The following is a 22,706-nucleotide window of genomic DNA, read 5'->3' as shown; positions in this document are numbered from 1 at the left end:
GGGGGCTCTCGGCCCCCTCACCTTTTCCGGACAGAAGACTGAGACGCCCGCCATGAAGCACCGCACCTTTTTCTGGTTCATCCTGCCGACGCTCTCCGCGATGCTGCTGTTCATCGCGTTGCCGATCGTCTCGGTGTTCCTCCAGTCGCTGTTCGTCGAGCATGAACAGGTTCTGGTGGTCTCCGAAAGCTGCGGCCCGTTCGGCTGCTCGCCCACCACCACCGTGGATACCGAGGCCACCGCCGCATTGCAGGCAGAGCAGCCGCTGGGCCGGTTCAACGGGCTCGGCACCTATATCAACCGCTCGCACCTGGCCTTTGCCGAGGTCGGCACGGCCTGGGCCGACAGCGAAACCTTCGGCCAGTTCTGGAAGCAGGTCTCCAACCTGCCCTTCTACCGCGCGCTGATCTTCACCCTGACCTATACGGCCGTGGTGACACCGGTGGTCATCGCGCTTGGCCTCGCCATCGCGGTCGGCGTCAACAACCTGCCGCGCGTCCTCAAGGGCCCGTCGATCTTCATCTCGCTGCTGCCGTTTCTGGTGACGCCGCTGGTGGGTTCCTTGATCCTGTTCTGGATGGTCGACAGCGACGGCGTCATCGGCGCCACCATCCAGCGGGTGTTCAACGACCCCTCGCTCAGCCTCAAGGCTTCCACCGCGCTGACCTGGACCATGCTCATCGTCTACGGCATCTGGCACACGCTGCCGTTCAGCTTCATCACCTTCTATGCCGGTCTGCAAACCGTGCCCGAAGACACGATGGAGGCCGCGATGATCGACGGCGCGTCAAAGTGGCAGCGCATGATCCATGTGATCGTACCGCACCTGTCACCGCTGATGGCCTTCGTGACGCTGATGCTGCTGATGGACAACTTCCGCGTCTTCGAGCCGATCGTCAGCTTCAAGGCCGAGGCCCACGCAACCTCGCTCAGCTGGATCATCTACAACGACCTGCGCGAAAGCGGCAATCCGCTCTACGGCTCGGCCGGGGCGACCTCGATGATGACCATCATCGGCGTGGTCATCCTGCTGATGCCGGTGCTGATCCGCACATGGCGCGACTTCTCCCGCAAAGCACACTGAGGGCACGATCATGGCAACCAAGGCACAACCCCGCATCGCTGTCCCGGCCGTCAGCGCGAAATCCCGCTCCCGCGTCTCCCTGCTCACCGTGATCTCCCTGGCGCTGGTGGCGATCTGGCTGATCATCGCCGCCTTCCCCTTCCTCTGGACCTTCTGGGGCAGCTTCAAGGTGCAGTCGGACTTCTTCTCCAAGACCGACTGGCAGAACGCCCTCTACGGCGTCAACACGATCCAGCAGACCGGCGGCGCCTTTACCCTCGACGGCTATCGCGGCGCCTGGGTGGACGAGGCGTTCTGGCGCAACGTCATCAACTCCGGCATCGTGGTGTTCTTCACCGTGGTGATCTCGCTCACCTTCGGCACGCTTGGCGGCTACGCCCTCGCCCGCTCCGGCCGCCGCTACGCCTTCTGGCTGCTGATGGCCGCGCTGGTGTTCCGCGCCATGCCGCATATCACTCTGGTCTCGGGCTACCTGCTGCCGTTCTTCGAGTGGAACATCTGGGGCATCCTGCCGACCACCATCATCGTGCTCGTGGCGATCAACCAGCCCTTCACCCTGTGGATGCTGCACTCCTTCTTCCTCAACATCCCCAAGGACATGGACGAAAGCGCCATGGTCGACGGCTGCACCCGCTTCCAGGCCTTCCGGCATGTGATCATCCCGGTGATGTGGCCCGGCGTCATCACCACCGGCCTGTTCAGCTTCCTGCTTGCCTACAACGACTTTGCGGTGACCGCGATGCTGCTCAGCTCCGAGAATGAGACCATCATCCCCGCGATCAACAGCTTCCTGGGCACCACGCAGGTCGAGGGCAAGGTGATGTACGCCGTTGCCGCCGTGGTCTCTGCCACAGCGCCCCTGTTCGTGCTGATCCTGTTCTTCCAGCGCCAGATCGTCAGCGGCCTGACCGCAGGCGCGGTGAAGGGCTGATGAGTAGTGCCGCACGACACAATGCCGTTGGGCGCCACCCGGCGCTCAACCGGATGCCAAGGGATTTTTTGACGGACGGCCGTCTCCTCCCCGTCTGAACACATCATCCCTTGGCAACTAGATTAAGGATCAGAGCATGAAAGGCTCCCGCCCCGAACAAGCCGTGCTGACCAAAGACACGGACCTGAGCAAGACCGAAGAAACCCGCCGCGTGATCGAGAACATGGTGGACGGGCTGAACGACCACCGCATCAGCGACATCGGCGAATTCTTCTCCGAAAGCTTTCGCTGGATCGGCAACCAGGGCTGCGGCACCAAGACCGGGCTCAAGGAGTTTCAGGACAACTGGCAGCGCCCCTTCCAGGCCGCCTTCTCCGACAAGACCTGCATCGACGAGGCCCGCCTCTACATGGGCGAATGGGCCGCCGCCTTTGGCCGCCAGGAAGCCACCCACTCAGGCACCTTCCTCGGCATCGCCCCCACCGGCAAGCGGGTCGAGATCCGTTACATGGATTTCTGGAAGGTCCAGGACGGCAAGATCGTCGACAACTGGGTGAACGTCGATTTCGCCCATGTCGCCGCCCAGCTCGGCGTTGACCTGTTCAACGGCGAGGGCTGGGAAGCTTTTGACCGCGGGGAGAAGACTCCGCCGCGTCCCGAACACTGAGGACCAGATCATGACCATCGAATACCTGAAACGCGGCAAGTCTGACGCCGACCGCGCCGAAGATGACGCCAAGACCCGCGCCGTGGTCGAAGCCACCCTGAAGGACATCGAGGCCCGCGGCGACGCCGCCGTGCGCGAGCTCAGCGAGAAGTTCGACAGTTACAGCCCGGAAAGCTTCCGCCTCAGCCAGCAGGAGATCGACGATCTTATCGCCTCGCTCAGCGACCGCGAGCTGGCCGACATCAAGTTTGCGCAAGAGCAGGTGATGAACTTCGCCCAAGCGCAGCGCGACTCGATGCTGGACATCGAGGTGGAGACCCTGCCCGGCGTGATCCTCGGCCACAAGAACATCCCCGTGCAGTCGGTCGGCTGCTACGTGCCGGGCGGCAAGTTCCCGATGGTCGCCTCGGCGCATATGTCCGTCGCCACCGCCAAGGTGGCCGGCGTGCCGCGCATCATCGCCTGCACGCCGCCCTTCCAAGGCAAGCCCAATGCGGCGGTGATCGCCGCGATGCATCTGGGCGGCGCGCATGAAATCTACGTGATGGGCGGCATCCAGGCCGTCGGCGCCATGGCCATCGGCACCGAGACCATCGACCCGGTGCATATGCTGGTCGGCCCCGGCAACGCCTTTGTGGCCGAAGCCAAGCGCCAGCTGTTCGGCCGCGTCGGCATCGACCTGTTTGCAGGCCCGACGGAAACGATGGTGATCGCGGACGAGACCGCCGCCGACGCTGAGCTGTGCGCCACCGACCTGCTGGGTCAGGCCGAGCACGGCTACAACAGCCCCTGCGTGCTGCTGACCAACTCGCGCAAGCTGGCAGAGGACACGCTGGGCGAGATCGACCGCCTGCTGGGCATCCTGCCCACCGCGGACACCGCCAAAGTCTCCTGGGAAGTCTACGGCGAGGTGATCGTCTGCGACACCTATGATGAGATGCTGCAGGTCGCCGACGACATCGCCTCCGAACACGTGCAGGTGATGACCGACCGCGACGACTGGTTCCTTGAGAACATGACCTGCTACGGCGCGCTGTTCCTCGGCCCCCGCACGAACGTCGCCAATGGCGACAAGGTGATCGGCACCAACCACACGCTGCCGACCAAGAAAGCGGGTCGCTACACTGGCGGTTTGTGGGTCGGCAAGTTCCTGAAAACCCACAGCTATCAGAAGGTCACCACGGATGCGGCCGCAACCATGATCGGCGAATATGGCTCGCGCCTGTGCATGCTCGAAGGCTTCGTCGGCCATGCCGAGCAGTGCAACATCCGTGTCCGCCGCTATGGCGGCAAGAACGTGGCTTACGGAGAGGCAGCAGAATGACCACTGACACACACACCCGGAACAAGGCGCTAATCGCGCCGATGCGCGAGGCGATGCGCGATTTCAGCGACCAAGGCGTGCGCGCCGCGTTGGAAACATTGATCGCACCCGACGCGGTGGTGCATATGTGCCACCCCTTCGGCGACCTGACCGGCCCGGCAGAACTGTATGACACCTGCTACGCCCCGCTGCTGCACGCCATGCCGGACCTCGAGCGTCGTGACTGGATCGTCATGGGCGGGCGCACCGAACATGGCGGCGACTGGGTCGGCTGCGGCGGCCACTACTACGGCACCTTCGTGCGGCCCTGGCTGGACATCCCGCCGACCGGGCACCTGACCCACATGCGGTTCCACGAGTTCTACCGCTTCGAGGAAGGCCGCGTGGTCGAGATCCAGACCATCTGGGATATCCCCGAGGTGATGATGCAGGCCAAGGCCTGGCCGATGGCGCCCTCGCTGGGACTGGAGTTCTGCATCCCCGGCCCAGCGACGCTGGATGGCATCGTCCCCGGCCCCTGGGACGAGGAAAAGTCGCAGGCCTCCTGCGGCCATATCGTCGAGATGCTGAACCATCTGAAAAAACACCCGAGCCAGGGCGGCCCGGAGGTGATGGAGATGCCGCGCTTCTGGCACGAGCGGATGAACTGGTACGGGCCTGCGGGCATCGGCACCGGCCGTGGCATCGCGGGGTTCCGCAACTGGCACCAGATCCCGTTCCTGAACGGCATGCCCGACCGCGGCCAATACCTGGACGAGATCACCTATCACTTCTTCGGCGATGGTGATTACGCGGCGGTGACCGGCTGGCCCAACATGATCCAGACCGTCACCCACGACGGTTGGATGGGCATTGCCCCCTCGGGCCAGCGCATCAGCATGCGCTCGCTGGACTTCTGGCGGCTGGAGAACGGCAAGATCCGGGAAAACTGGGTCACGGTGGACATTCTGGACGCCTACCGGCAGTTGGGCGTAGATGTCTTTGCCCGCCTGCGCGAGTTCAACAAGGCCCGCGTGGCTGGCGAGATCCCCTTCCCTGTCAGCGAGGTTTGACATGCCCACCTTCCCCAGCACCCCCAGTTTCGACCTGAGCGGCAAACGCGCCCTGGTTGCCGGCGCCTCTTCCGGCATCGGCATGGCCTGCGCCGTCGCCCTTGCCGAACAGGGGGCCGAGGTCACCCTTGCAGCCCGCCGCACCGACGCCCTGCAAGAGATCGCCGGGGAGATGGCAGCACGCGGCTGGACGGCCCGCGTGCTGCAACTGGACATCGCCGATATCGAAGCTACGGCAAAAGGCGTGGCCGCAAACGGCCCGTTTGACATCCTGGTCAACTCCGCCGGTCTGGCCCGCCACGGCAAGGCCACGGACACCTCCGCCGAAGACTTCGACGCGGTGATGGACGTGAACGTCCGCGGCGCCTATTTCCTGACCCAGGCGGTGGCCAAGGGCCTGCTGGCGGCGGAGCGGCCCGGCTCGCTCGTCAACATCTCCAGCCAGATGGGCCATGTGGGCGGCATTGACCGCGCGGTCTATTGCGCGTCGAAATTCGCAGTCGAGGGCTTCACCAAGGCGATGGCGCTGGAATTCGGCCCGCACAAGATCCGCATCAACACCGTCTGCCCGACCTTCATCCTGACCGACCTCACCCGCCCCACCTTCGAGGACCCGGACAAACGCGCCTGGGTGCTGGACAAGATCAAGCTCGGCCGCCCCGGCGCGGTCGAGGACATCATGGGCGCGGTCGTCTACCTCGCCTCCGATGCCGCGGCGCTGGTCACCGGCACCGCCATGATGGTCGACGGAGGTTGGACGGCAGACTGATGGCAACAAGCAAGGTCACATCCATGGACGTCGCCCGGCTTGCGGGCGTCAGCCAGTCCGCGGTCAGCCGGGTCTTCACCCCCGGCGCATCCGCCTCCAAGAAAACCATCGAGAAGGTGCGCCAGGCGGCCGAGCAGCTGGGCTACCGGCCCAATGTGCTCGCCCGCGCCATGGTCTCCGGCAAAAGCGGCATCATCGGGCTGGTGGTGGCCTATCTGAACAACCAGTTCTACCCCGAGGCACTGGAGAAACTGACCAACGCCTTGCAGGCGCGTGGCTATCACGTGCTGGTCTTCATGGCCTCGCACACCGCGGGCAACATCGACACGGTGGTCGAGGAAATCCTCGATTTCCAGGTCGACGGCATCATCGCCGCGTCGGTGGCGCTGTCCTCCGACCTGTCGGCGCGCTGCCAGGCGGCGGGTGTTCCGATGGTGCTGTTCAACCGCGCCCAGGATGATCCCTCGATGTCGGCGGTGACCTCTGACAACCTGGCCGGCGGGCGCAAGGCAGCCGAATTCCTGATCGCAGGCGGTCATCGCAAGATCGGCTATATCGCTGGTTGGGAGGGCGCCTCGACCCAGCGCGACCGAGAGGCTGGGTTTCTGGCCGGTTTGGCCGCCGCCGGACTGGCGCTGCACGCCCGCGAGGTCGGCAATTTTGTCACCGAACAGACCCAGGACGCCACCCGCCGCATGTTCGCGCAGGATCCACCCGATGCAGTCTTTGTCGCCAACGACCACATGGCGATCACGGTGATGGACACGCTGCGTTTTGAACTGGGCCTGCGAGTGCCCGAGGACGTCTCGGTCATCGGCTACGACGATGTGACCGTCGCCGCCTGGCCCACCTACAACCTCACCACCGTGCGGCAGCCCGCCAACCGCATGGTGGCCGAAACCGTCGACATCATCCTGGCCAAGATCGAGGACGCCGACGTGCGCCCGCGCCGGGTCGAGATCGACGGACCGTTAATCGTTCGCGGCTCTGCCCGCATACCTGAAGGATGGAAGACATGAAGGGATTTGACCCTAAGTTCAAGGACTTCCCAGACTATATCATTGGCATCACCAAGGAAATCTGGGAAGATCGCGGCATCGCCACGCTGCATGATTACTACGCGCCCGACATCGTCGTGCGCTCGCCCTCCTCGGTGGTGGTGGGCAATCAGGACGTGATCGCCGCCACCATGGCGACGCTGGCCGAATTCCCCGACCGCACCCTCCTTGGCGAGGACGTGATCTGGTCCGGAACCCCGGAGGAAGGCATGCTGTCCTCGCACCGTTTGCTGTCCACCGCCACCCATCTGGGCGACGGGGTCTACGGCAAGGCGACCGGCAAGACGCTGACCTATCGCATCCTTGCAGACTGCCATGCGATCAACAACCAGATCAACGACGAATGGCTGATCCGCGACCAGGGGGCCATCGTGCGGCAGATGGGCTGGGAGCCCAAGGAGTATGCCCGCGACCTGATCGCGCGCGAGGGTGGGCCGGACAACTGCGTGCAGCCCTACACCCCCGCCAACGATCAGCCCGGCCCCTACAAAGGCCACGGCAACGACAACGAATGGGGCCAGAAATACGCCGACACCCTGACCCGGATCATGAACGCCGACATGCGTGTGATCGAGGAACAGTATGACCGCGCCGTGCTGTCAGAGTATCCCGGCGGCGTCTCGGGCCACAGCTGGGGTCCGGTGGACCGCTTCTGGATGGGGCTGCGTGCGTCTTTCCCGAATGCTCAGTTCAAGATCCACCACCAGATCGGCCGCGATGATCCGATGATGCCGCCACGCGCCGCCCTGCGCTGGACGCTGCACGGCACGCATGACGGCTGGGGGGTGTTTGGCAAACCAACCGGGGCGGATGTGTTCATCCTCGGCGCCAGCCATGCCGAGTTCGGCCCTTGGGGACTGCGCCGCGAATACTCGCTGTTTGACGAAACCGCGGTCTGGAAACAGATCCTGCTGCAAACCGGCGATCTCTGAATGCCCCCCGGTGCCCTTTCTCTGGACGCCAGCCAGGCGGCGCGGCGCTTTCACGCCCACCGCGCCAGCCTGCGCGCCCGGCGGCTGAACAACCGCCCGCCCGGCCGGGCGGGCTGAACCGGCCGTTTCATACCAGATTTCAGAAGGATACCAGACATGACCACCCTCCAGCAGCGCATCGTCCGCTATGGCGAGCTGAAACCCTGCAAGACCGCCTTTATCGACGCCCACACGCCGGGATCGGACCAGAAGGAGAATTTCACCATCATCGGCGGCGGGGTGTCGGAATCGCCCGACCAGCACGTCCACATCACAGACCAGATCGGCTTCAACATCGGCGCAGCAGGCCAGCCGCCGAAGTGCCGCAACTCGCTGCACAGCCACACCACGGCCGAGGTCTTCTTCGTGCTGAAAGGGCGCTGGCGCTTCTTCTGGGGCCGCCACGGTGACGCCGGTGAATTCATCGCCGAAGAAGGCGACATCTTCAACATCCCCACCGGCATCTTCCGCGGGTTCGAAAACGTCGGCACGGATTACGGGATGATCATGGCCATCCTAGGTGGCGACGATGCCGGCGGCGGCGTCACCTGGGCGCCCCAGGTGATCGAGGAGGCCAGCGCCCACGGGCTGGTGCTGGGCGAAAACGGGGTGCTCTACGACAGCAAGAAGGGTCAGAGCCTGCCCGACGCCATCAAGCCGATGCCGCTGCTGACCGAGGAACAGCTAAAGGCCTTCCTGGAAGTGCCGGTAGAGAACGTGGTGCGCGACTACGTGGCGCGCTACTGGGATCTGATGGCGCTGGCCCGCGACAAACCGGCCAAGGTGATCGGTGCCGACGGGCTGCTGAAGGACCGGCCCGGCTTCGAGGTCGAGTTCCTCACCCGCGGCTCGCTGGATGGTGCCCCGGTTGCCTGTGAAAAGCCCAACGTGCTGATGCCGGTACGCGGCCATTGGCAGCTGCGCGCCGAGGGGGTGGAGACCATCCTAAACCCCGGCGACACCGCGCTGCTGCTGCCCGGCGAGAGCTATGAGCTTGAACCCTCGATGACCGGCGAAGCCAGCCTCTACCGCGTGGTCGCAACCGACGATCCGGCCGGCGCCACCTGGCAAGGCTGACCTCGCGCGGGGTGGCCTTCGGGCTACCCCGCACCACCGCCCCTTCGGAGGAGACCGGATGACCTCGCTTGTTCTGGTTCCGGGCATGATGTGTGACGCCCGGCTTTTCACCCCGCAGATCGCAGCGTTTTCCGCTCATCACGATCTGCATCTTGCCACTTTAACGCAGTCCGGCAGCATCAGCGACAAGGCGCGCGCCATTCTCGACACTGCGCCGCCGCGTTTTGCCCTGTGCGGCCTGTCGATGGGCGGCATCGTCGCAATGGAAATCCTGCGCCAGGCACCTGACCGGGTCAGTCGTATTGCGCTTCTGGACACCAACCCGCTGGCCGAGAAGGATGAGGTCAAGGAACGCCGCCAGCCGCAGATGGCAGAGGTGCGCGCAGGTGGGCTGGCTTCGGTGATGCAGCAGCAGGTGATGCCCAACTACCTGTCGCCGTCACATGAGCTGCCGGAAGTTCTGGACCTCTGCCTGGACATGGCGCTGGCGCTTGGGCCGGATGTGTTTCTGGACCAATCACAGGCGCTGATGGCCCGGCCTGACCAGAGCGAAACGCTCGCCTCGGCAGATCTTCCGGCGCTGGTGCTCTGCGGCCGCGACGACCAGCTGTGCCCGCTGGAACGCCACCAGCTGATGGCCGGGCTGATCCCCGGCGCCACGCTGGACATCATCGACGGTGCCGGCCACCTGCCGACGCTGGAACAACCGCAACACACCAATGCAGCGCTGGCGCGCTGGCTGGAGGCCTGATGAACGATACCTTGTTGTCCCTGCTGAAATCCGTCGACACCCCCACCGTCTGCAACGCCATCGAGGTGGCGCAGGGCAAGCGCGGCTTCGATGCCTTCACCCGCGGCACCATGCTGTGTTCCGACCCGGATGCGGGCGCCATGGTCGGCTATGCCCGCACCGCCAAGATCGCCGCGGTGGCCCCGCCGGAGGAACCGCCGGAGGTGATCCGCAAGCGCCGGATGGAGTACTACCGGCACATGGCCACGGCCTCCGGTCCCGCCGTCACCGTGGTCGAGGATCTGGATTACCCCGACTGCATCGGGGCGTACTGGGGTGAGATCAACACCACCGTCCACAAGGGCTTTGGCATCAGCGGTGCCCTGACCAATGGCGTGATGCGCGATCTTGGCGATCTGCCCGGGGGCTTCCCGGTCGTGGCAGGTTCCATTGGCCCCAGCCACGGTTTCGTGCACGTGCGCGAGGTCGCAACCCCTGTCTCCATCTTTGGACTGACCATCCATGACGGCGACCTGGTGCATGCCGACCGCCATGGCGCATTGGTGATCCCGCCCGAGGTGGTGCCAGACCTCGAACAGGCGATTCAGAAACTTCTGGAGACCGAAAAACTGGTGTTGGAGCCAGCCCGCCAACCCGGTTTCGATTTCGATGCCTTTGAGCGTGCATGGCAGGCCTTTGAGGCTGCGCGCACCTGAACCGACACGTGTCCGCAACCGAACACGCGCTAACCAATCACAACCAGAAAGGCTGAAGCCCGGTTCGGGCTTCAGCCTCTTCTTTTTAGCGTCAGTCGAGGATCGCGGGCAGGTTCAGCCCGTGCTCGCGGGCGCAATCCTTGGCGATGTCATACCCCGCATCCGCGTGACGCATGACGCCCGTCGCCGGGTCATTCCACAAAACCCGCCCGATGCGACGCGCCGCATCTTCGGAGCCGTCACAGCAGATCACCACGCCGGAGTGCTGCGAGAAGCCCATGCCAACGCCGCCACCGTGATGCAGCGACACCCAGGTCGCGCCCGAGGCGGTGTTCAGGAGCGCGTTCAGCAGCGGCCAGTCGGACACCGCGTCGGAGCCATCCATCATCGCCTCGGTCTCGCGGTTGGGCGAGGCCACGGAGCCGCTGTCGAGGTGGTCGCGGCCGATGACAACCGGAGCCTTCAGTTCGCCATTCTTGACCATCTCGTTAAAGGCCAGACCCGCCTTGTGGCGATCGCCCAGACCAATCCAGCAGATCCGCGCCGGCAGGCCCTGGAAGGCAATCCGCTCCTGCGCCATGTCCAGCCAGCGATGCAGGCCCTCGTTCTCCGGGAACAGCTCCTTCATCTTGGCGTCGGTCTTCTTGATGTCCTCCGGATCACCCGACAGTGCTGCCCAGCGGAACGGGCCGATGCCACGGCAGAACAGCGGGCGGATGTAGGCGGGCACAAAACCGGGGAAGTCGAATGCGTTCTCCAGCCCCTCCTCCAGCGCCATCTGGCGGATGTTGTTGCCGTAATCCACGGTGGGGATGCCCATCGCGTGGAAGTCACACATCGCCTTGACCTGCACCTTCATCGACGCACGGGCAGCTTTCTCCACCGCTTTTTTGTCGGTTTCGCGCTTTTCTTTCCACTCGGCCATGGTCCAGCCCTGCGGCAGATATCCGTTCACCGGGTCATGGGCCGAGGTCTGGTCCGTCACGATGTCGGGGCGGATGCCGCCCGCCTTGGCGCGCTCCACCAGCTCGGCAAACACATCCGCCGCATTGCCCAGAAGGCCCACGGATTTCGCCTCGCCCGCCTTGGTCCAGCGCTCGATCATCTCCAGCGCCTCGTCCAGAGTTTCGGCCTTCTCGTCCAGGTATTTGGTGCGCAGGCGGAAATCGATGCTGTCGGGGTTGCACTCCACCGCGAGGCAGCAGGCGCCGGCAAACACCGCTGCCAAGGGCTGCGCGCCGCCCATGCCGCCCAGACCACCGGTCAGGATCCATTTGCCGGTCAGATCTCCGTCGAAATGCTGGCGACCCGCCTCGGCAAAGGTCTCATAGGTGCCCTGCACGATGCCTTGGGTGCCGATATAGATCCACGAGCCAGCGGTCATCTGGCCGTACATCATCAGACCCTTCTTATCGAGCTCGTTGAAGTGGTCCCAATTGGCCCAATGCGGCACCAGGTTGGAGTTGGCGATCAGCACGCGGGGCGCGTCCTTGTGGGTCTGGAACACGCCAACCGGCTTGCCCGACTGCACCATCAGGGTCTGGTCTTCCTCCAGGTTTTTCAGGCTCTCGACGATCATGTCGAAATCCTTCCAGGTGCGCGCGGCGCGGCCGATGCCACCATAGACCACCAGCTCATGCGGGTTTTCCGCCACGTCGGGGTGCAGGTTGTTCATCATCATCCGCAGCGGCGCTTCGGTCATCCAGGACTTGGCGTTCAGCTCCGTGCCGGTGGGCGGGAAAATGTCGCGGGAGTTTTTACGGGGATCGCTCATGCTGCGGGTCTCCAGTTTTTCAGATCAGTCAGAATTTTGGTGAGATGGGCGCGCAGTTTGTCCGCGCGCTCCGGCAGATAGGTCCAGGGCGGGCTTTCCTGGCAGTAGGTGGCCTGCGCCAGTTCCATCTGGATCGCATGTAGCCCCTCCGCCGGGCGGCCATAATGACGGGTGGTCCAGCCGCCCTTGAAACGGCCATTCAGCACCGAGGTATAGCCCTCAGCCGCCGCGCAGCGGGCCACGGTCATCGCCTCGATTTCCGGATCGCAGGTTTCGCCCACGTTGGTGCCGATGCAGAAATCCGGCAGGCGGCCCTCGAACAGGAACGGAATGTCGCCGCGGATCGAGTGGCAATCGTACAGGATGGCAAAGCCGTGGATCGCCTTCACCCGCTCCAGCTCCGCCATCAACGCCGCGTGATACGGCGCGTGATAGGTCTCGCGGCGTCGGGTGATCTCCGCCTCGTCCGGCGCCTGCCCCGCGCGCCAGATCGGCAGCCCGTCGAAATCGGTCAGCGGCACCAGCGTGGTGGTGTTCTGGCCCGGATACAGGCTGACCCCGGCGGGATCACGGTTCACGTCGATCACATAGCGGTGGATCGGCGTGCGCACAGTGGTCACGTCCTCCGTCAAGCCATCGTAAAGGTCGTGGATATGCCAATCGGTATCCGCCAGCGCGCGGCCGGTCTCGTTCAGGCGCTCCCAGACCTCGGGTGGCACATCGGTGCCGGTGTGGGGCAGCCCCAGAACCAGCGGCGAGGAACCTGTGCTGACCTCGATCATACCGCCACCTCCACGCCTGCCGCCGCCGCAACGCGGCCCTCGCGGACCATGGTGCTCGCGGCCTCGATGTCCGGCGCCAGATACCGGTCATCCACCAGCGCGGGAATGTCCGCCCGCAGCAGCCCCAGCACGCCTTGCAGCCGTTCAGAGGTTTGCAGTGGTGCGCGGGCCTCGACCCCTTGCGCGGCACAGAGCATTTCAACGCCCAGGATCACCGACAGGTTGGCGTTCATCCGCCCCAGCCGCAGCGCGCCATGGGCGGCCATCGACACGTGATCTTCCTGGTTGGCCGACGTCGGGGTGGAATCCGTCACGCAGGGGTTGGCGAGATGTTTGTTCTCGCTCATCAGCGCCGCCGTGGTCACCTCGGCAATCATGAAGCCGCTGTTCAGCCCCGGATTGGGGGTCAGGAACGGCGGCAAATCGTGGCTCAGCGTCGGATCCACCATCAAGGCCACCCGGCGCTGCGCAATCGCGCCGATCTCTGCCACGGCCAGCGCGATCTGGTCTGCCGCAAAGCCCACGTATTCGGCATGGAAGTTGCCGCCCGAGACGATGCGCCCCTCATCCACCAGCACCAGCGGATTGTCGGTGACGGCATTCGCCTCGATCTCCAGCGTTTTGGCCGCCATGCGCAACACATCCAGTGCTGCGCCAACAACCTGAGGTTGACAGCGGATGCAATAGGGATCCTGCACGCGGCTGTCGCCTTCCCGGTGGCTTTCGCGGATTTCGGAGCCTGCCATGATGTCGCGCATCTGCTGCGCCACGTCGATCTGCCCGGCATGGCCGCGCAGGGTGTGGATGTCGGCAATCAAAGGCGCGGTGGAGCCCATGATGGCGTCGGTGCTCAGCGCGGCAATCGCCATCGACGCCTCGGCCATCCGCCAAGCATCGAACAGCCCGGCCAACGCGCAGGCGGTGGAGAACTGGGTGCCGTTGATCAGCCCCAGGCCTTCCTTCGGCCCCAGCACAATCGGCTGCATCCCGGCCTTTGCCAGCGCCTCGGCACTGGGCATGCGGGTGCCGTCATAGGTGGCCTCCCCTGCCCCGATCATTGCGGCCGCCATATGCGCCAGCGGCGCCAGATCGCCCGATGCGCCGACAGAACCCTGCGAGGGGATCACCGGCACCACGCCGCGTTCCAGCATCTGTTCGATCTGCTCGATCACCAGCCAGCGCACGCCCGAAGCACCCCGGCCCATCGACAGCAGCTTCAGCGTCATCATCAGCCGGGTCTTGTCTTCCGGCAACGCCTCCCCCACCCCGCAGCAATGCGACAGGATCAGGTTGCGTTGCAGCGTCGCGGTGTCCTCGGGCGCGATTTTGGTCGAGGCGAGTTTGCCAAAACCGGTGTTGATGCCATAGACGGCCTCGTCACCGGCGGCGGCGTTGGCCACCATCTGGGCGGCAGCTTCAACCGGGGCGCGGGCACTGTCGTCCAGCCGCGCGGGGGTCAGGTTGCGGTAGACGTCCTGCAGGGTGGCAAGCGTCACCGTTCCGGGGATCATCTGGATCATTCTTTGCCCTCATGAATGCGCATGTGAAGCGGGTTGAAGCCGATGCGATAGGCCAGCTCGCCCGGGGTCTCGACATCCCAGACCGCCAGATCGGCGCGCATGCCGGAGGCGATCTGACCACGGTCCGTCAGCCCCAGCGCGCGCGCGGCATTGCGGGTGACGCCCGCCAACGCCTCCTCGGGTGTCATGCGGAACAGGGTGCAGCCCATGTTCATCGTCAGCAGCAAGGAGGTCAGCGGCGACGAACCGGGATTGCAATCGGTCGCCAGCGCCATCGGCACGCCGTGTTTGCGGAACTGCTCAATCGGCGGGGCCTGGGTTTCACGGATGGTATAGAACGCACCGGGCAGGATCACCGCGACACTGCCGCTCGCGGCCATCGCCTTGGCGTCCTCTTCATTGGCGTATTCCACGTGATCCACAGACAATGCGCCATACTGCGCCGCCAGCGCCGTGCCGCCCTGGTGGCTCAGCTGTTCGGCATGCAATTTCACCGGCAGGCCCAGCTCCTGCGCGACCTTGAACACCCGCTCAATCTGCGCAGGGGCAAAGGCGATGTTTTCGCAGAAGCCGTCGACCGCGTCGACCAGCCCTTCGGCATGGGCGGCGCGCAGGGCGGGGATGCAGACCTCGTCGATATAAGCGTCATCGCGGCCCTTGAATTCGGCCGGGGTGGCATGGGCACCAAGGAAGGTGGTCTTGACCGTGGCCGGACGCAACTCGCCCAGACGGCGCGCGGCGCGCAGCATCGTCAGCTCCGTTTCGCGGTCCAGCCCATAGCCGGACTTCACCTCGACCACAGTGGCCCCCTCCGCGATCAGCGCATCCAGACGCGGCAGCGCGTCCTGCACCAGATCCTCCAGCGATGCGGTGCGGGTGGCCGTCACGGTGGAGACGATCCCGCCCCCTGCCCTTGCGACCTCTTCATAAGACGCGCCATTCAGGCGCATTTCAAACTCCATCGCCCGGTTGCCGCCAAAGACGATATGGGTGTGGCAGTCGATCAGACCCGGTGTCACCAGCCGCCCGCCGAGATCGCGCTGCGGCCAGCTGCGATTGTCAGCTGACAATTCCTCGCGCGGACCCGCCCAGACGATCTGGCCGTCAGAAACGGCGATAGCGCCATCCTTGACCAGGCCATAGGGCGCTGCGCTTTCGCTCTCTGCCCCGGCCATCGTGGCCAGCCGCGCACCAGTCAGTACATAGTTCCCCGTCTTGTCATCAGCGGTCACGGTCCTGCGACTCCCCTTATTGTCCGTTTTGAAATAAACTACGGAAATTGGAGATTATGTCTAGTCATAAAAGTGCAGGGCAGGTGGGTTTCACTCAGGCGCCTGCGGGGGCATCCTGGGGTGCAGATCGTCGATGATGATCGGATGCGCGTGGGTATGGCTGCCGTGCAGATGCGGATGGTCCGGTGCCAGATCCGGGTGGCTGTGGAGTTGCGGCGCGTCGCTGTCCTGTGGCCACAGGCGTAGGGCGGCCAACACGCCAAGCCCTGCCATAAGCCCCAGACCCGCGAAGGCCGCGGTGGCCCCAAAACCTGCCATTAGGCCAGCTGACAACGGGTAGAACAGCAACCAACAGCCGTGGGACAAGGTGAACTGCGCGGCAAAGATCGCCGGGCGGTCCGCCGCATGGGCCGAGCGCGCCAACACCCGGCCCGCGGGGGTCAGGATGGCGCTGTAGGCCGCACCGCTCAGCGTCCAGCCCAGCAGCAGCAGCCCAAAGGTCAGGCCGTCCAGCAGGTCGACCAGCGCCAGCCCCAGAAACACCGCGGTGCCCAACTCCGCACCCGTCAGCATCACCCGACGATCGGGCAGGTGCTCCAGCAGCCGCGGTAACGCCAGTGCGACCAGCATTGAGCCGCCGCCAAAAGCCGCCAGGGCCAGTGCCATCTGGCTTTCTCCCAGTCCCATTTGCGCGCGCACCAGCACCACCGTGTTGACGATGACCATCGCACTGATCGCCGCCGCCGCCCAGCTGAGGGCCAGCAAGCCGCGCAGGCGGGGCGTGCGCAGGTAATTACGGATACCGCGGGTGGTGCGCTCATAGATCGGGCGCGGCGCCTTGGGCGCAGGTGAGGGCAGGGTGATTGTCAGCAGCAACAGGGCCGAGGCCGCGAAGCCTGCGGCAGTGCCCCAGAACAGGTGGTCAAAAGTGACCAGCAGCAACAGCCCCGCCGCCAGGGTCGGGCTGGCCAGGCTCTCCAGTTCATAGGCGAGGCGGGACAGGGACAGCGCGCGGGTATAATCGCGCTCCTGCGGCAGCACATCCGGGATGCTGGCCTGAAACGCAGGGGTAAAGCCGGCAGAGGCCGCTTGCAGCAGGAAGATCAGCACGTAGACCTGCCAGACCGCGCTGACGAAGGGCAGGCAGATGGCCACTGCCATGCGCAAAAGGTCCAACATCACCAGCATTCGCCGCCGGTCCAGCTGCTCGGCCAGGGCCGCGGCAATCGGGGCGACGGTGACATAGGCCAGCATCTTGATCGTCAAGGCCGTGCCAAGCACGATGCCAGCGCGCGGCCCGGCCAGATCATAGGCCAGCAGCCCAAGCGCCACGGTGGCCAGTCCGGTGCCGCTGAGGGCAACCACCTGCGCCAGAAACAGGTGCCGGTAGGTGCGGTTTCGCAGGATCGCCAACATTGCTTGACCTCTTTTGCTGGGTCTTTTCACGCTCTGCGGATCAGGCTGCCAGAAAAATTGTCAGCTGACAATTTTGTCACCGAGGGACCAGCGCCTGCGCAAATGCCGTGGGCGCGCCGGGGCGGGACCGTGAATTGTCAGCTGACAATCGCGGATCGGCTCTGCCGCTGAAGCAGCGCATTCAGCATCGGCGCTGGCGAAAACTGCCCTGTGCGGGCCTTTTGCGCCAGCCGCCGCAGGTAGGCGCCGGGGCTGCGGATGGTGCCGACTTTCTCCAGCATGCACAGGATCACGGTCGCGGCGTTCTTGCGCCCCATGGCGGCGCGGGCGTCGTTCAGCACCGGGCTGTCGATGCCCATCATCGGCGAGAGTTTCTCAGCCGCCCTGTCGGCATCCTGCCAGTTTTGCAGTTGATCGGGGTAATAGGCTTGCACCGCAGGACAGGCCTGTAACAGGGTCGCTAGGTTGCTCTCGGAAATGAGGCTGATCGTTTCTCTGCTTCCAGGCTTTGCGGTCACCACAGGTGTTTGCGGATCTGGATCGTCGGGCACAATCCTCTTTTCAGAGTCAGAATCATATTTAATTGAATCCTGTATGTGCCGCTCATTCTGGCTGTTGCTGCCGCTCATTTCTTTTGTCGGCAGCTTGTCCTGCGCCGTCCCGGTGACCGGGCGCAGACAGGCGAGTTCGCGCGTCAGATCGGCCTCCGCTTGGGACAGGGCCACTTCACAGGGCTTGCGGCGCAGCAGTTTGCGTACCGTTTCAAGCAGGTCCGCGGCGTGGTCCGGCGCACAGTCCAGAAGCTGCTGGCGCAGAACAGCCACCCGGTCGCGCAGCACGGCGAGGCGTTCGGTGCGTTGTTTTTCCGCCCGTGCAGCATCGCGGATCTGCTCAGCGTGCACCGCCAGGGGCGACAGGTCAAAGCCAAAGGCGAGCTGGCAATCGCCGCCGCTGTGACGGGCGTAGCGTTTGCGGTTGGGGCTATTGTGACGGCTGACAATTCCGAGATCTGCCAGGCGCGCCAGATGACGCCGCAGGGTGCTCTCGGGCATGCCGTTCAGCCGTTCCGACAGCTTGCGATTCGAGGGGAACACGATCGCACTGTGGCGCTGCGGGGTGATCTCGCGGCTGGGCAGAAACGTCATCAAGGCTTTCAGCACGCCCAAGGTGCGATGGCCAAGATCGAATTCGGCAGCGGCAAGGGTCAGCGCGGCCAGCAGGTCCCATTTGTCATGGGACGCTACCGTCAGGTCGCACTGGTCCAGCCGCCCAAATGAGGTTTGGGACGCCATTTCCATGTCAATTTTCACGAAAGGCCAAAAAATACCCGCCCCCATGCAACGCATGGAGTTGACAGTCTCAACGGTGAAGGGCTATTCCAAAGGTGCTAAATCTGAGAACGGCCTTCTGGGATGTGATGTCCTGGGGGGCTTTTCTTTTGCCGTCTGCTCGTGCCTCCTGTCTTTCTTGGTTGCTCTGCTCTTGTTTATTCTTCAGCCGTCGGTCTGGTCTTGCTGCCAGCGGTGGTGAAGCTCTTGCAGGATGGTTTCTGCGTTATCGTCGAACCAGCTGCCAAAACCCGGTGCATCCTTTTCCGCGATCGTCAGCGTGATGCCCTTGGCCGTGGTTTTCAGCCCGGCCAGCGCCGCGCCGTCCGGGCCGGGCAGCGCGCGGGTTGTGGCCGGGGCAGGGGTTGGCTTGTCGGCCTGGTGGACGGCGTCATACGCTTCCTGCGCGCGGTTTAGCACCGCCTCGAACCGGCCATCGGAATCATGGGTCAGGAAATCCGGGGTGTTGGCATAGGCCACCGCGCGGCTGCGCACACCTGGCTCCTGAAACAGTTTGACCAGCGTCATCCAGCGTTCGCGCCCGATGCTGGGGGCGGCGCCGATCAGTCGCAGGAATGGCAACTCAAACGCGGTGCCCACCTTGAGCATCCGCGACACCATCGGCAGGTCGATCGACAGCGCCGCGGCAATTGTCTGCCGGTCATAGCCATCCGCCTGAAGCTGCGCCGCGAAGGACGCCTTTTCGATGAAACTCAGATCCAGACGGGCGGTGTTTTCCTGTCCCTGTGCCATCACCAGCGCGTGATCGTCCAGCTGCCGCACCATCGCCTTGACCGGCAGGCCGAGCTGGCGCAGCGCCATCAGACGACGGCGGCCATAGACGATTTCGTAGCGTCCCGGTGTCTTGGGGTGGGGGCGCAGCAGCACAGGAACCTGCTGACCATAGGTCCGCAGGCTCTCCATCAGCTGTTGTTGTGCCTCGCCGCCGCTGGACAGGCGATCCTCGTAGCCGGCGTCGTCGATCAGTCCGGTGTCGATCTCCTGCACCGCGCTTTCCTGCAATTTGCTGAGCGAAGATTGCAACGCCCCGACAGCGCCGCGCGGCATCATCTTGGGCTTGGCCGTCGTGGGGGCCGGATTGCCGGGTTTCAGGGCGGAATTCAGAATGCCTTTGCGTGCCATCAACGCCTCCATGCCTGTTGAAGGAGCGATTCTATCTCATCGTTAACTTGATTGAGTGAATCGACCGCACGGTCGTAGGTTGACCTGTGAAACTGGGATCTTTCGACCTCATAGACCGTTTGCTGGGTCAGGCCCGCATCGGAAATGGCGGTGGATTTCAGCATCGGCGCCACCATCACCTCTTCGCCGAAAAGCTGCCGCATGAAGGCGACCACCTGCTGTTGCGGCCCGTCGTTGGGCTCATAGCGGTTGATGAGGAAGCGCAGGAAATCAAACTCCAGCGCCGCGCCGGCGTCCGAGACCACGTCCAGCAGTTCGGCGGCCATTTGCAGGAACTGCGACATGGAGGCGACGTCGAGCATGTTGGGCACCACGGTGATCAGCACCCCGGTCGACGCGCAAAGCGCCGACATCGTCAGATAGCCCAGCTGCGGCGGGCAGTCGAAGATGATGACGTCGTAATCCTGCTCCACTTCCTGCAAGGCAGCGGCCATGCGGGCAAAGAAGGCCGGTTGGATGTTGTTCAGCAGCGCCTGCGGGGTTTCATGCTCGAATTCCTGCAGGATCAGCCCGCCGGGGGCGAGATCGAGACCGCTGAAATAGGTTTTCTGGATGATCTGGCGCATCGGCACCGGATCGTCATAGCGGATCGCGTCATAGATGGTGCCGGTCTCCAGGAAATCGACCTCTGGCCGGTAGCCAAACAGGGTTGTCAGAGACGCCTGCGGGTCGATGTCCACCGCCAAAACCCGGTAGCCCTTGAGCGCGAGACGCTGGGCGGTGTGGATCGAGGAGGTGGTCTTGCCCGAGCCGCCCTTGAAGTTGAGGAAGGACAGCACCTGCACCTTGTCGCCCGCGCGTCGGCCGCGCAAGTAGGTGCCGGGCGTCTTGGCCGCCGCATCCAGGATCTTGCGCATCTCCAGCAGATCGGCGGCGGAGTAATGGCGCCGGCCGCCCGGAGTGGTGTGGACCTCAGGCAGTTTGCCGTCGAAGTGCAGCTTGCGCAGGAAGCTGGAGGAAATGCCCAGCATCTCCGCCGCCTCGCCGGCGCTGAACAGCCGCAACTCCTTCCTTGCGTCTGGCGCAAAACTCTGCAGCATGTGGCTCTCAAGGGCCGCGCTGAGGTTTTCCGCGTTCTCGCGGATACGCTGATTGATGTGGAGTGCCTCTGCCACCTGCTGCCCTCTCGATAGTAACGCTGTTTTGCGTCAGCGCCTTATTTAACGTTTCTATACGCAATGCCGACGGGCCTATGCAACAGATTCCTTGCTTTTCAGAGGCTAAGCCGCCCGCCAACCGACGGCGGGATCTGTGGGCCTAAGCTGGGATTTTTCGCCAAGCATCTGAAAACAAACGAAACAACCCTTTCAGTCCCGGTAAATCGGCGTTTGCGGCGGTGGCGCCCTTGGGGCGCGGCGGGGGCGCGTGACGACTGACTGCGCCGAATCAAGCCGCAGCCACGGGGCAGGGCAGGGGCGGGGGGCAAAATCGGGGTCATTAAGAGGAGTGCGGGCGGCAGGCGCGCGCGGGGTGCTATCGGACGACCGCCGTGCGCAGATGCGGCAAACCGGCCCGATTGCGGCGAAGTCTGTGGAAAACGCGCCCGATCGGGGCGCGCGCCCTTGCCTTTCGGCGGCAAATTTGATTCGAGTGCGCGCGGGAAAAAAGGCCCGGCACCGCTGCGTTGCGTCGAAGACGACCAATGCCGGCGTTTTCTTTGTCTAAACCGCCGGAAACAGATAAGAACCGCCACGGGAATCGGCCTCGGAAGGACGTAAGCCAGATATGAAAACATTTAACTTGAGGAAGGGGCTGGATCTGCCGGTGACAGGCGCGCCGGAACAGACCATCCAACCGGGCCCGGCCATCACGTCGGTGGCAGTGCTGGGGCCGGATTACCTGGGGCTGAAACCGCGCATGCTGGTGCAGGAAGGCGACGAGGTCCGCCGCGGCACGCCGCTGTTCTGCCACAAGGACGCAGAGGCCGCGATGATGGTGGCGCCGCTGACCGGCAAGGTCGTGGCGATCAACCGCGGCGCGCGCCGGGTGTTGCAGAGCGTGGTGATCGCGGTCTCCGATGCTGAGGACGCGGGCGTCGACTTTTCCGCCACCGGCAACAGCGACAGCGCCGAAGGTCTGACCGAGAAGCTGTGCGCGGCGGGTCTGTGGACCTCGTTCCGCACGCGCCCCTATTCCAAGATGCCGCAGCCGGGCAGCAAGCCCGACGCAATCTTTGTGACCGCGATGGACTCCGAGCCGCTGGCCGCCGATGCCGCGGTCATCATCAACGACGCGGCCGAGGCGTTCGAGACCGGGTTGACTGCACTGACGCTGCTGACCGAGGGCACAACCTTCCTGTGCCAGAAGGCCGGCGACAGCATCCCGGGCAGCGACATTGCCGGGGTTGAAGCCGCGGCCTTTGCAGGACCGCATCCCAGCGGGCTGGCGGGCACCCATATCCATTTCCTGCACCCCTTGCGCAGCGACAGCGAGGTCTGGACGATTTCCTATCAGGATGTGATCGCCATTGGTCGCCTGTTGCAGACCGGTCATCTGGATCCCAACACCGTGGTGGCGCTGTCTGGTCCGGCTGCGCGCAATCCGCGCCTGCTGCGCACCGTGATGGGCGCGAACCTGGATGAGCTGACCCGCGGCGAGATCGCGGCGGATGGCCCTGTGCGGGTGATCTCCGGCACGATCCTGTCGGGCCGCGCCGCTGCCGGGCCGCTGGCCTACCTGGGCCGCTTTGCCCGTCAGGTCGCCATCATCGAGGAAGACCGCAAGCAGATCCCGCTGGGCTGGATCCGCCCGATGGGCAGCAAATACGCGGTGCAGCCGGTGCTGGGGTCAGCCCTGACGCGCAAGCTGTTTGGTCTGACCAGCAACCTGAACGGTGGCCGCCGCGCGATGGTGCCCACCGGCACGTTCGAACAACTGATGCCGCAGGATTACCTGCCGACGCAGCTGCTGCGCGCCCTGTTGGTGATGGACACCGACAGCGCACAGGCACTGGGCGCACTGGAACTGGACGAGGAAGACATGGGCCTTGTCGGCTTTGCCTGCCCGGCCAAGTACGAATACGGGCAAGCCTTGCGCGACTGCCTGACCAAGATTGAAAAGGAGGGCTGAGCC

General features: G+C 64.5%; 20 protein-coding genes. 12 read left to right on the top strand and 8 right to left on the bottom strand.

The window, feature by feature from the left end; genetic code table 11:
* Positions 1–52: 52 nt before the first annotated feature.
* The 11 genes from AC0IPL_RS11510 (at position 53) to AC0IPL_RS11460 (ending at position 10,379) form a co-directional block, all read left to right on the top strand.
* Positions 53–1,084: a carbohydrate ABC transporter permease gene (locus AC0IPL_RS11510; protein WP_474274628.1), complete on the top strand. Its 1,032-nt coding sequence runs from the start codon at positions 53–55 to the stop codon at positions 1,082–1,084.
* 10 nt (positions 1,085–1,094) lie between these two features.
* Positions 1,095–2,015: a carbohydrate ABC transporter permease gene (locus AC0IPL_RS11505; RefSeq protein ID WP_474274626.1), complete on the top strand. Its 921-nt coding sequence runs from the start codon at positions 1,095–1,097 to the stop codon at positions 2,013–2,015.
* A gap of 136 nt (positions 2,016–2,151) precedes the next feature.
* Entirely contained in the window at positions 2,152–2,682 is a 531-nt protein-coding gene (locus AC0IPL_RS11500; RefSeq protein WP_474274624.1) for an ester cyclase, read from the top strand.
* A gap of 10 nt (positions 2,683–2,692) precedes the next feature.
* Positions 2,693–4,006, top strand: a complete 1,314-nt coding sequence (gene hisD / locus AC0IPL_RS11495) for a histidinol dehydrogenase (protein ID WP_474274622.1) — start codon at positions 2,693–2,695, stop codon at positions 4,004–4,006.
* The gene (locus AC0IPL_RS11490) at positions 4,003–5,058 is read left to right on the top strand and encodes an ester cyclase (RefSeq protein ID WP_474274620.1); all 1,056 of its coding nucleotides are present in this window, start codon (positions 4,003–4,005) and stop codon (positions 5,056–5,058) included. Before hisD ends, AC0IPL_RS11490 begins: the two co-directional genes overlap by 4 nt.
* A gap of 1 nt (position 5,059) precedes the next feature.
* Positions 5,060–5,827: an SDR family NAD(P)-dependent oxidoreductase gene (locus AC0IPL_RS11485; RefSeq protein ID WP_474274618.1), complete on the top strand. Its 768-nt coding sequence runs from the start codon at positions 5,060–5,062 to the stop codon at positions 5,825–5,827.
* Positions 5,827–6,846: a LacI family DNA-binding transcriptional regulator gene (locus tag AC0IPL_RS11480; RefSeq protein ID WP_474274616.1), complete on the top strand. Its 1,020-nt coding sequence runs from the start codon at positions 5,827–5,829 to the stop codon at positions 6,844–6,846. Before AC0IPL_RS11485 ends, AC0IPL_RS11480 begins: the two co-directional genes overlap by 1 nt.
* The gene (locus tag AC0IPL_RS11475) at positions 6,843–7,817 is read left to right on the top strand and encodes a nuclear transport factor 2 family protein (RefSeq protein ID WP_474274615.1); all 975 of its coding nucleotides are present in this window, start codon (positions 6,843–6,845) and stop codon (positions 7,815–7,817) included. The genes AC0IPL_RS11480 and AC0IPL_RS11475 overlap by 4 nt, the downstream gene beginning before the upstream one ends.
* 156 nt (positions 7,818–7,973) lie before the next feature.
* Positions 7,974–8,933 (top strand): cupin domain-containing protein, encoded by a 960-nt coding sequence (locus tag AC0IPL_RS11470; protein WP_474274613.1) that lies wholly within the window; start codon positions 7,974–7,976, stop codon positions 8,931–8,933.
* Positions 8,934–8,991: 58 nt separating this feature from the next.
* Entirely contained in the window at positions 8,992–9,684 is a 693-nt protein-coding gene (locus AC0IPL_RS11465; RefSeq protein ID WP_474274612.1) for an alpha/beta fold hydrolase, read from the top strand.
* The gene (locus AC0IPL_RS11460; protein ID WP_474274610.1) at positions 9,684–10,379 is read left to right on the top strand and encodes an RraA family protein; all 696 of its coding nucleotides are present in this window, start codon (positions 9,684–9,686) and stop codon (positions 10,377–10,379) included. Before AC0IPL_RS11465 ends, AC0IPL_RS11460 begins: the two co-directional genes overlap by 1 nt.
* 91 nt (positions 10,380–10,470) lie before the next feature.
* On the opposite strand, the gene hutU is transcribed toward AC0IPL_RS11460, so the two are convergent.
* From hutU to repA, 8 genes are all read right to left on the bottom strand, one after another.
* Positions 10,471–12,153, bottom strand: a complete 1,683-nt coding sequence (gene hutU / locus AC0IPL_RS11455) for a urocanate hydratase (RefSeq protein ID WP_474274609.1) — start codon at positions 12,151–12,153, stop codon at positions 10,471–10,473.
* Positions 12,150–12,935: an N-formylglutamate deformylase gene (gene hutG, locus AC0IPL_RS11450; RefSeq protein ID WP_474274607.1), complete on the bottom strand. Its 786-nt coding sequence runs from the start codon at positions 12,933–12,935 to the stop codon at positions 12,150–12,152. Before hutG ends, hutU begins: the two co-directional genes overlap by 4 nt.
* A complete protein-coding gene (hutH, locus tag AC0IPL_RS11445; protein ID WP_474274605.1) occupies positions 12,932–14,455 on the bottom strand; it encodes a histidine ammonia-lyase in 1,524 nt (507 codons plus the stop codon). The genes hutG and hutH overlap by 4 nt, the downstream gene beginning before the upstream one ends.
* Positions 14,452–15,630 carry an imidazolonepropionase gene (hutI, locus tag AC0IPL_RS11440; RefSeq protein ID WP_474274658.1) on the bottom strand — a complete coding sequence of 393 codons (1,179 nt, stop codon included), beginning with the start codon at positions 15,628–15,630 and terminating at the stop codon, positions 14,452–14,454. The genes hutH and hutI overlap by 4 nt, the downstream gene beginning before the upstream one ends.
* A gap of 147 nt (positions 15,631–15,777) precedes the next feature.
* The gene (locus tag AC0IPL_RS11435) at positions 15,778–17,103 is read right to left on the bottom strand and encodes an MFS transporter (protein ID WP_474274603.1); all 1,326 of its coding nucleotides are present in this window, start codon (positions 17,101–17,103) and stop codon (positions 15,778–15,780) included.
* A 137-nt stretch (positions 17,104–17,240) separates the two neighbouring features.
* A complete protein-coding gene (gene repC, locus AC0IPL_RS11430; RefSeq protein ID WP_474274601.1) occupies positions 17,241–18,401 on the bottom strand; it encodes a plasmid replication protein RepC in 1,161 nt (386 codons plus the stop codon).
* A gap of 195 nt (positions 18,402–18,596) precedes the next feature.
* Entirely contained in the window at positions 18,597–19,574 is a 978-nt protein-coding gene (repB, locus tag AC0IPL_RS11425; protein ID WP_474274599.1) for a plasmid partitioning protein RepB, read from the bottom strand.
* Complete coding sequence (repA, locus tag AC0IPL_RS11420; RefSeq protein ID WP_474274597.1) at positions 19,574–20,749, bottom strand: plasmid partitioning protein RepA; 1,176 nt, start codon at positions 20,747–20,749, stop codon at positions 19,574–19,576. Before repA ends, repB begins: the two co-directional genes overlap by 1 nt.
* A 610-nt stretch (positions 20,750–21,359) precedes the next feature.
* Here repA and AC0IPL_RS11415 point away from each other — a divergent pair.
* Entirely contained in the window at positions 21,360–22,703 is a 1,344-nt protein-coding gene (locus AC0IPL_RS11415) for a Na(+)-translocating NADH-quinone reductase subunit A (RefSeq protein WP_474274595.1), read from the top strand.
* The last annotated feature ends 3 nt before the right edge of the window (positions 22,704–22,706 follow it).

This window comes from Leisingera sp. SA32 (assembly GCF_056033425.1).
Note: the sequence above shows the minus strand (reverse complement) of the source record. Positions and strands in the feature narration are given on the sequence as shown.

What these genes read in the sequence shown, in the direction of transcription:
- AC0IPL_RS11510 (WP_474274628.1), top strand. Translation starts at nt 53, where the DNA reads ATGAAGCACCGCACCTTTTTCTGGTTCATCCTGCCGACGCTCTCCGCG.
- AC0IPL_RS11505 (WP_474274626.1), top strand. Translation starts at nt 1,095, where the DNA reads ATGGCAACCAAGGCACAACCCCGCATCGCTGTCCCGGCCGTCAGCGCG.
- AC0IPL_RS11500 (WP_474274624.1), top strand. Translation starts at nt 2,152, where the DNA reads ATGAAAGGCTCCCGCCCCGAACAAGCCGTGCTGACCAAAGACACGGAC.
- hisD (WP_474274622.1), top strand. Translation starts at nt 2,693, where the DNA reads ATGACCATCGAATACCTGAAACGCGGCAAGTCTGACGCCGACCGCGCC.
- AC0IPL_RS11490 (WP_474274620.1), top strand. Translation starts at nt 4,003, where the DNA reads ATGACCACTGACACACACACCCGGAACAAGGCGCTAATCGCGCCGATG.
- AC0IPL_RS11485 (WP_474274618.1), top strand. Translation starts at nt 5,060, where the DNA reads ATGCCCACCTTCCCCAGCACCCCCAGTTTCGACCTGAGCGGCAAACGC.
- AC0IPL_RS11480 (WP_474274616.1), top strand. Translation starts at nt 5,827, where the DNA reads ATGGCAACAAGCAAGGTCACATCCATGGACGTCGCCCGGCTTGCGGGC.
- AC0IPL_RS11475 (WP_474274615.1), top strand. Translation starts at nt 6,843, where the DNA reads ATGAAGGGATTTGACCCTAAGTTCAAGGACTTCCCAGACTATATCATT.
- AC0IPL_RS11470 (WP_474274613.1), top strand. Translation starts at nt 7,974, where the DNA reads ATGACCACCCTCCAGCAGCGCATCGTCCGCTATGGCGAGCTGAAACCC.
- AC0IPL_RS11465 (WP_474274612.1), top strand. Translation starts at nt 8,992, where the DNA reads ATGACCTCGCTTGTTCTGGTTCCGGGCATGATGTGTGACGCCCGGCTT.
- AC0IPL_RS11460 (WP_474274610.1), top strand. Translation starts at nt 9,684, where the DNA reads ATGAACGATACCTTGTTGTCCCTGCTGAAATCCGTCGACACCCCCACC.
- hutU (WP_474274609.1), bottom strand. Translation starts at nt 12,153, where the DNA reads ATGAGCGATCCCCGTAAAAACTCCCGCGACATTTTCCCGCCCACCGGC.
- hutG (WP_474274607.1), bottom strand. Translation starts at nt 12,935, where the DNA reads ATGATCGAGGTCAGCACAGGTTCCTCGCCGCTGGTTCTGGGGCTGCCC.
- hutH (WP_474274605.1), bottom strand. Translation starts at nt 14,455, where the DNA reads ATGATCCAGATGATCCCCGGAACGGTGACGCTTGCCACCCTGCAGGAC.
- hutI (WP_474274658.1), bottom strand. Translation starts at nt 15,630, where the DNA reads ATGGCCGGGGCAGAGAGCGAAAGCGCAGCGCCCTATGGCCTGGTCAAG.
- AC0IPL_RS11435 (WP_474274603.1), bottom strand. Translation starts at nt 17,103, where the DNA reads ATGTTGGCGATCCTGCGAAACCGCACCTACCGGCACCTGTTTCTGGCG.
- repC (WP_474274601.1), bottom strand. Translation starts at nt 18,401, where the DNA reads ATGGAAATGGCGTCCCAAACCTCATTTGGGCGGCTGGACCAGTGCGAC.
- repB (WP_474274599.1), bottom strand. Translation starts at nt 19,574, where the DNA reads ATGGCACGCAAAGGCATTCTGAATTCCGCCCTGAAACCCGGCAATCCG.
- AC0IPL_RS11415 (WP_474274595.1), top strand. Translation starts at nt 21,360, where the DNA reads ATGAAAACATTTAACTTGAGGAAGGGGCTGGATCTGCCGGTGACAGGC.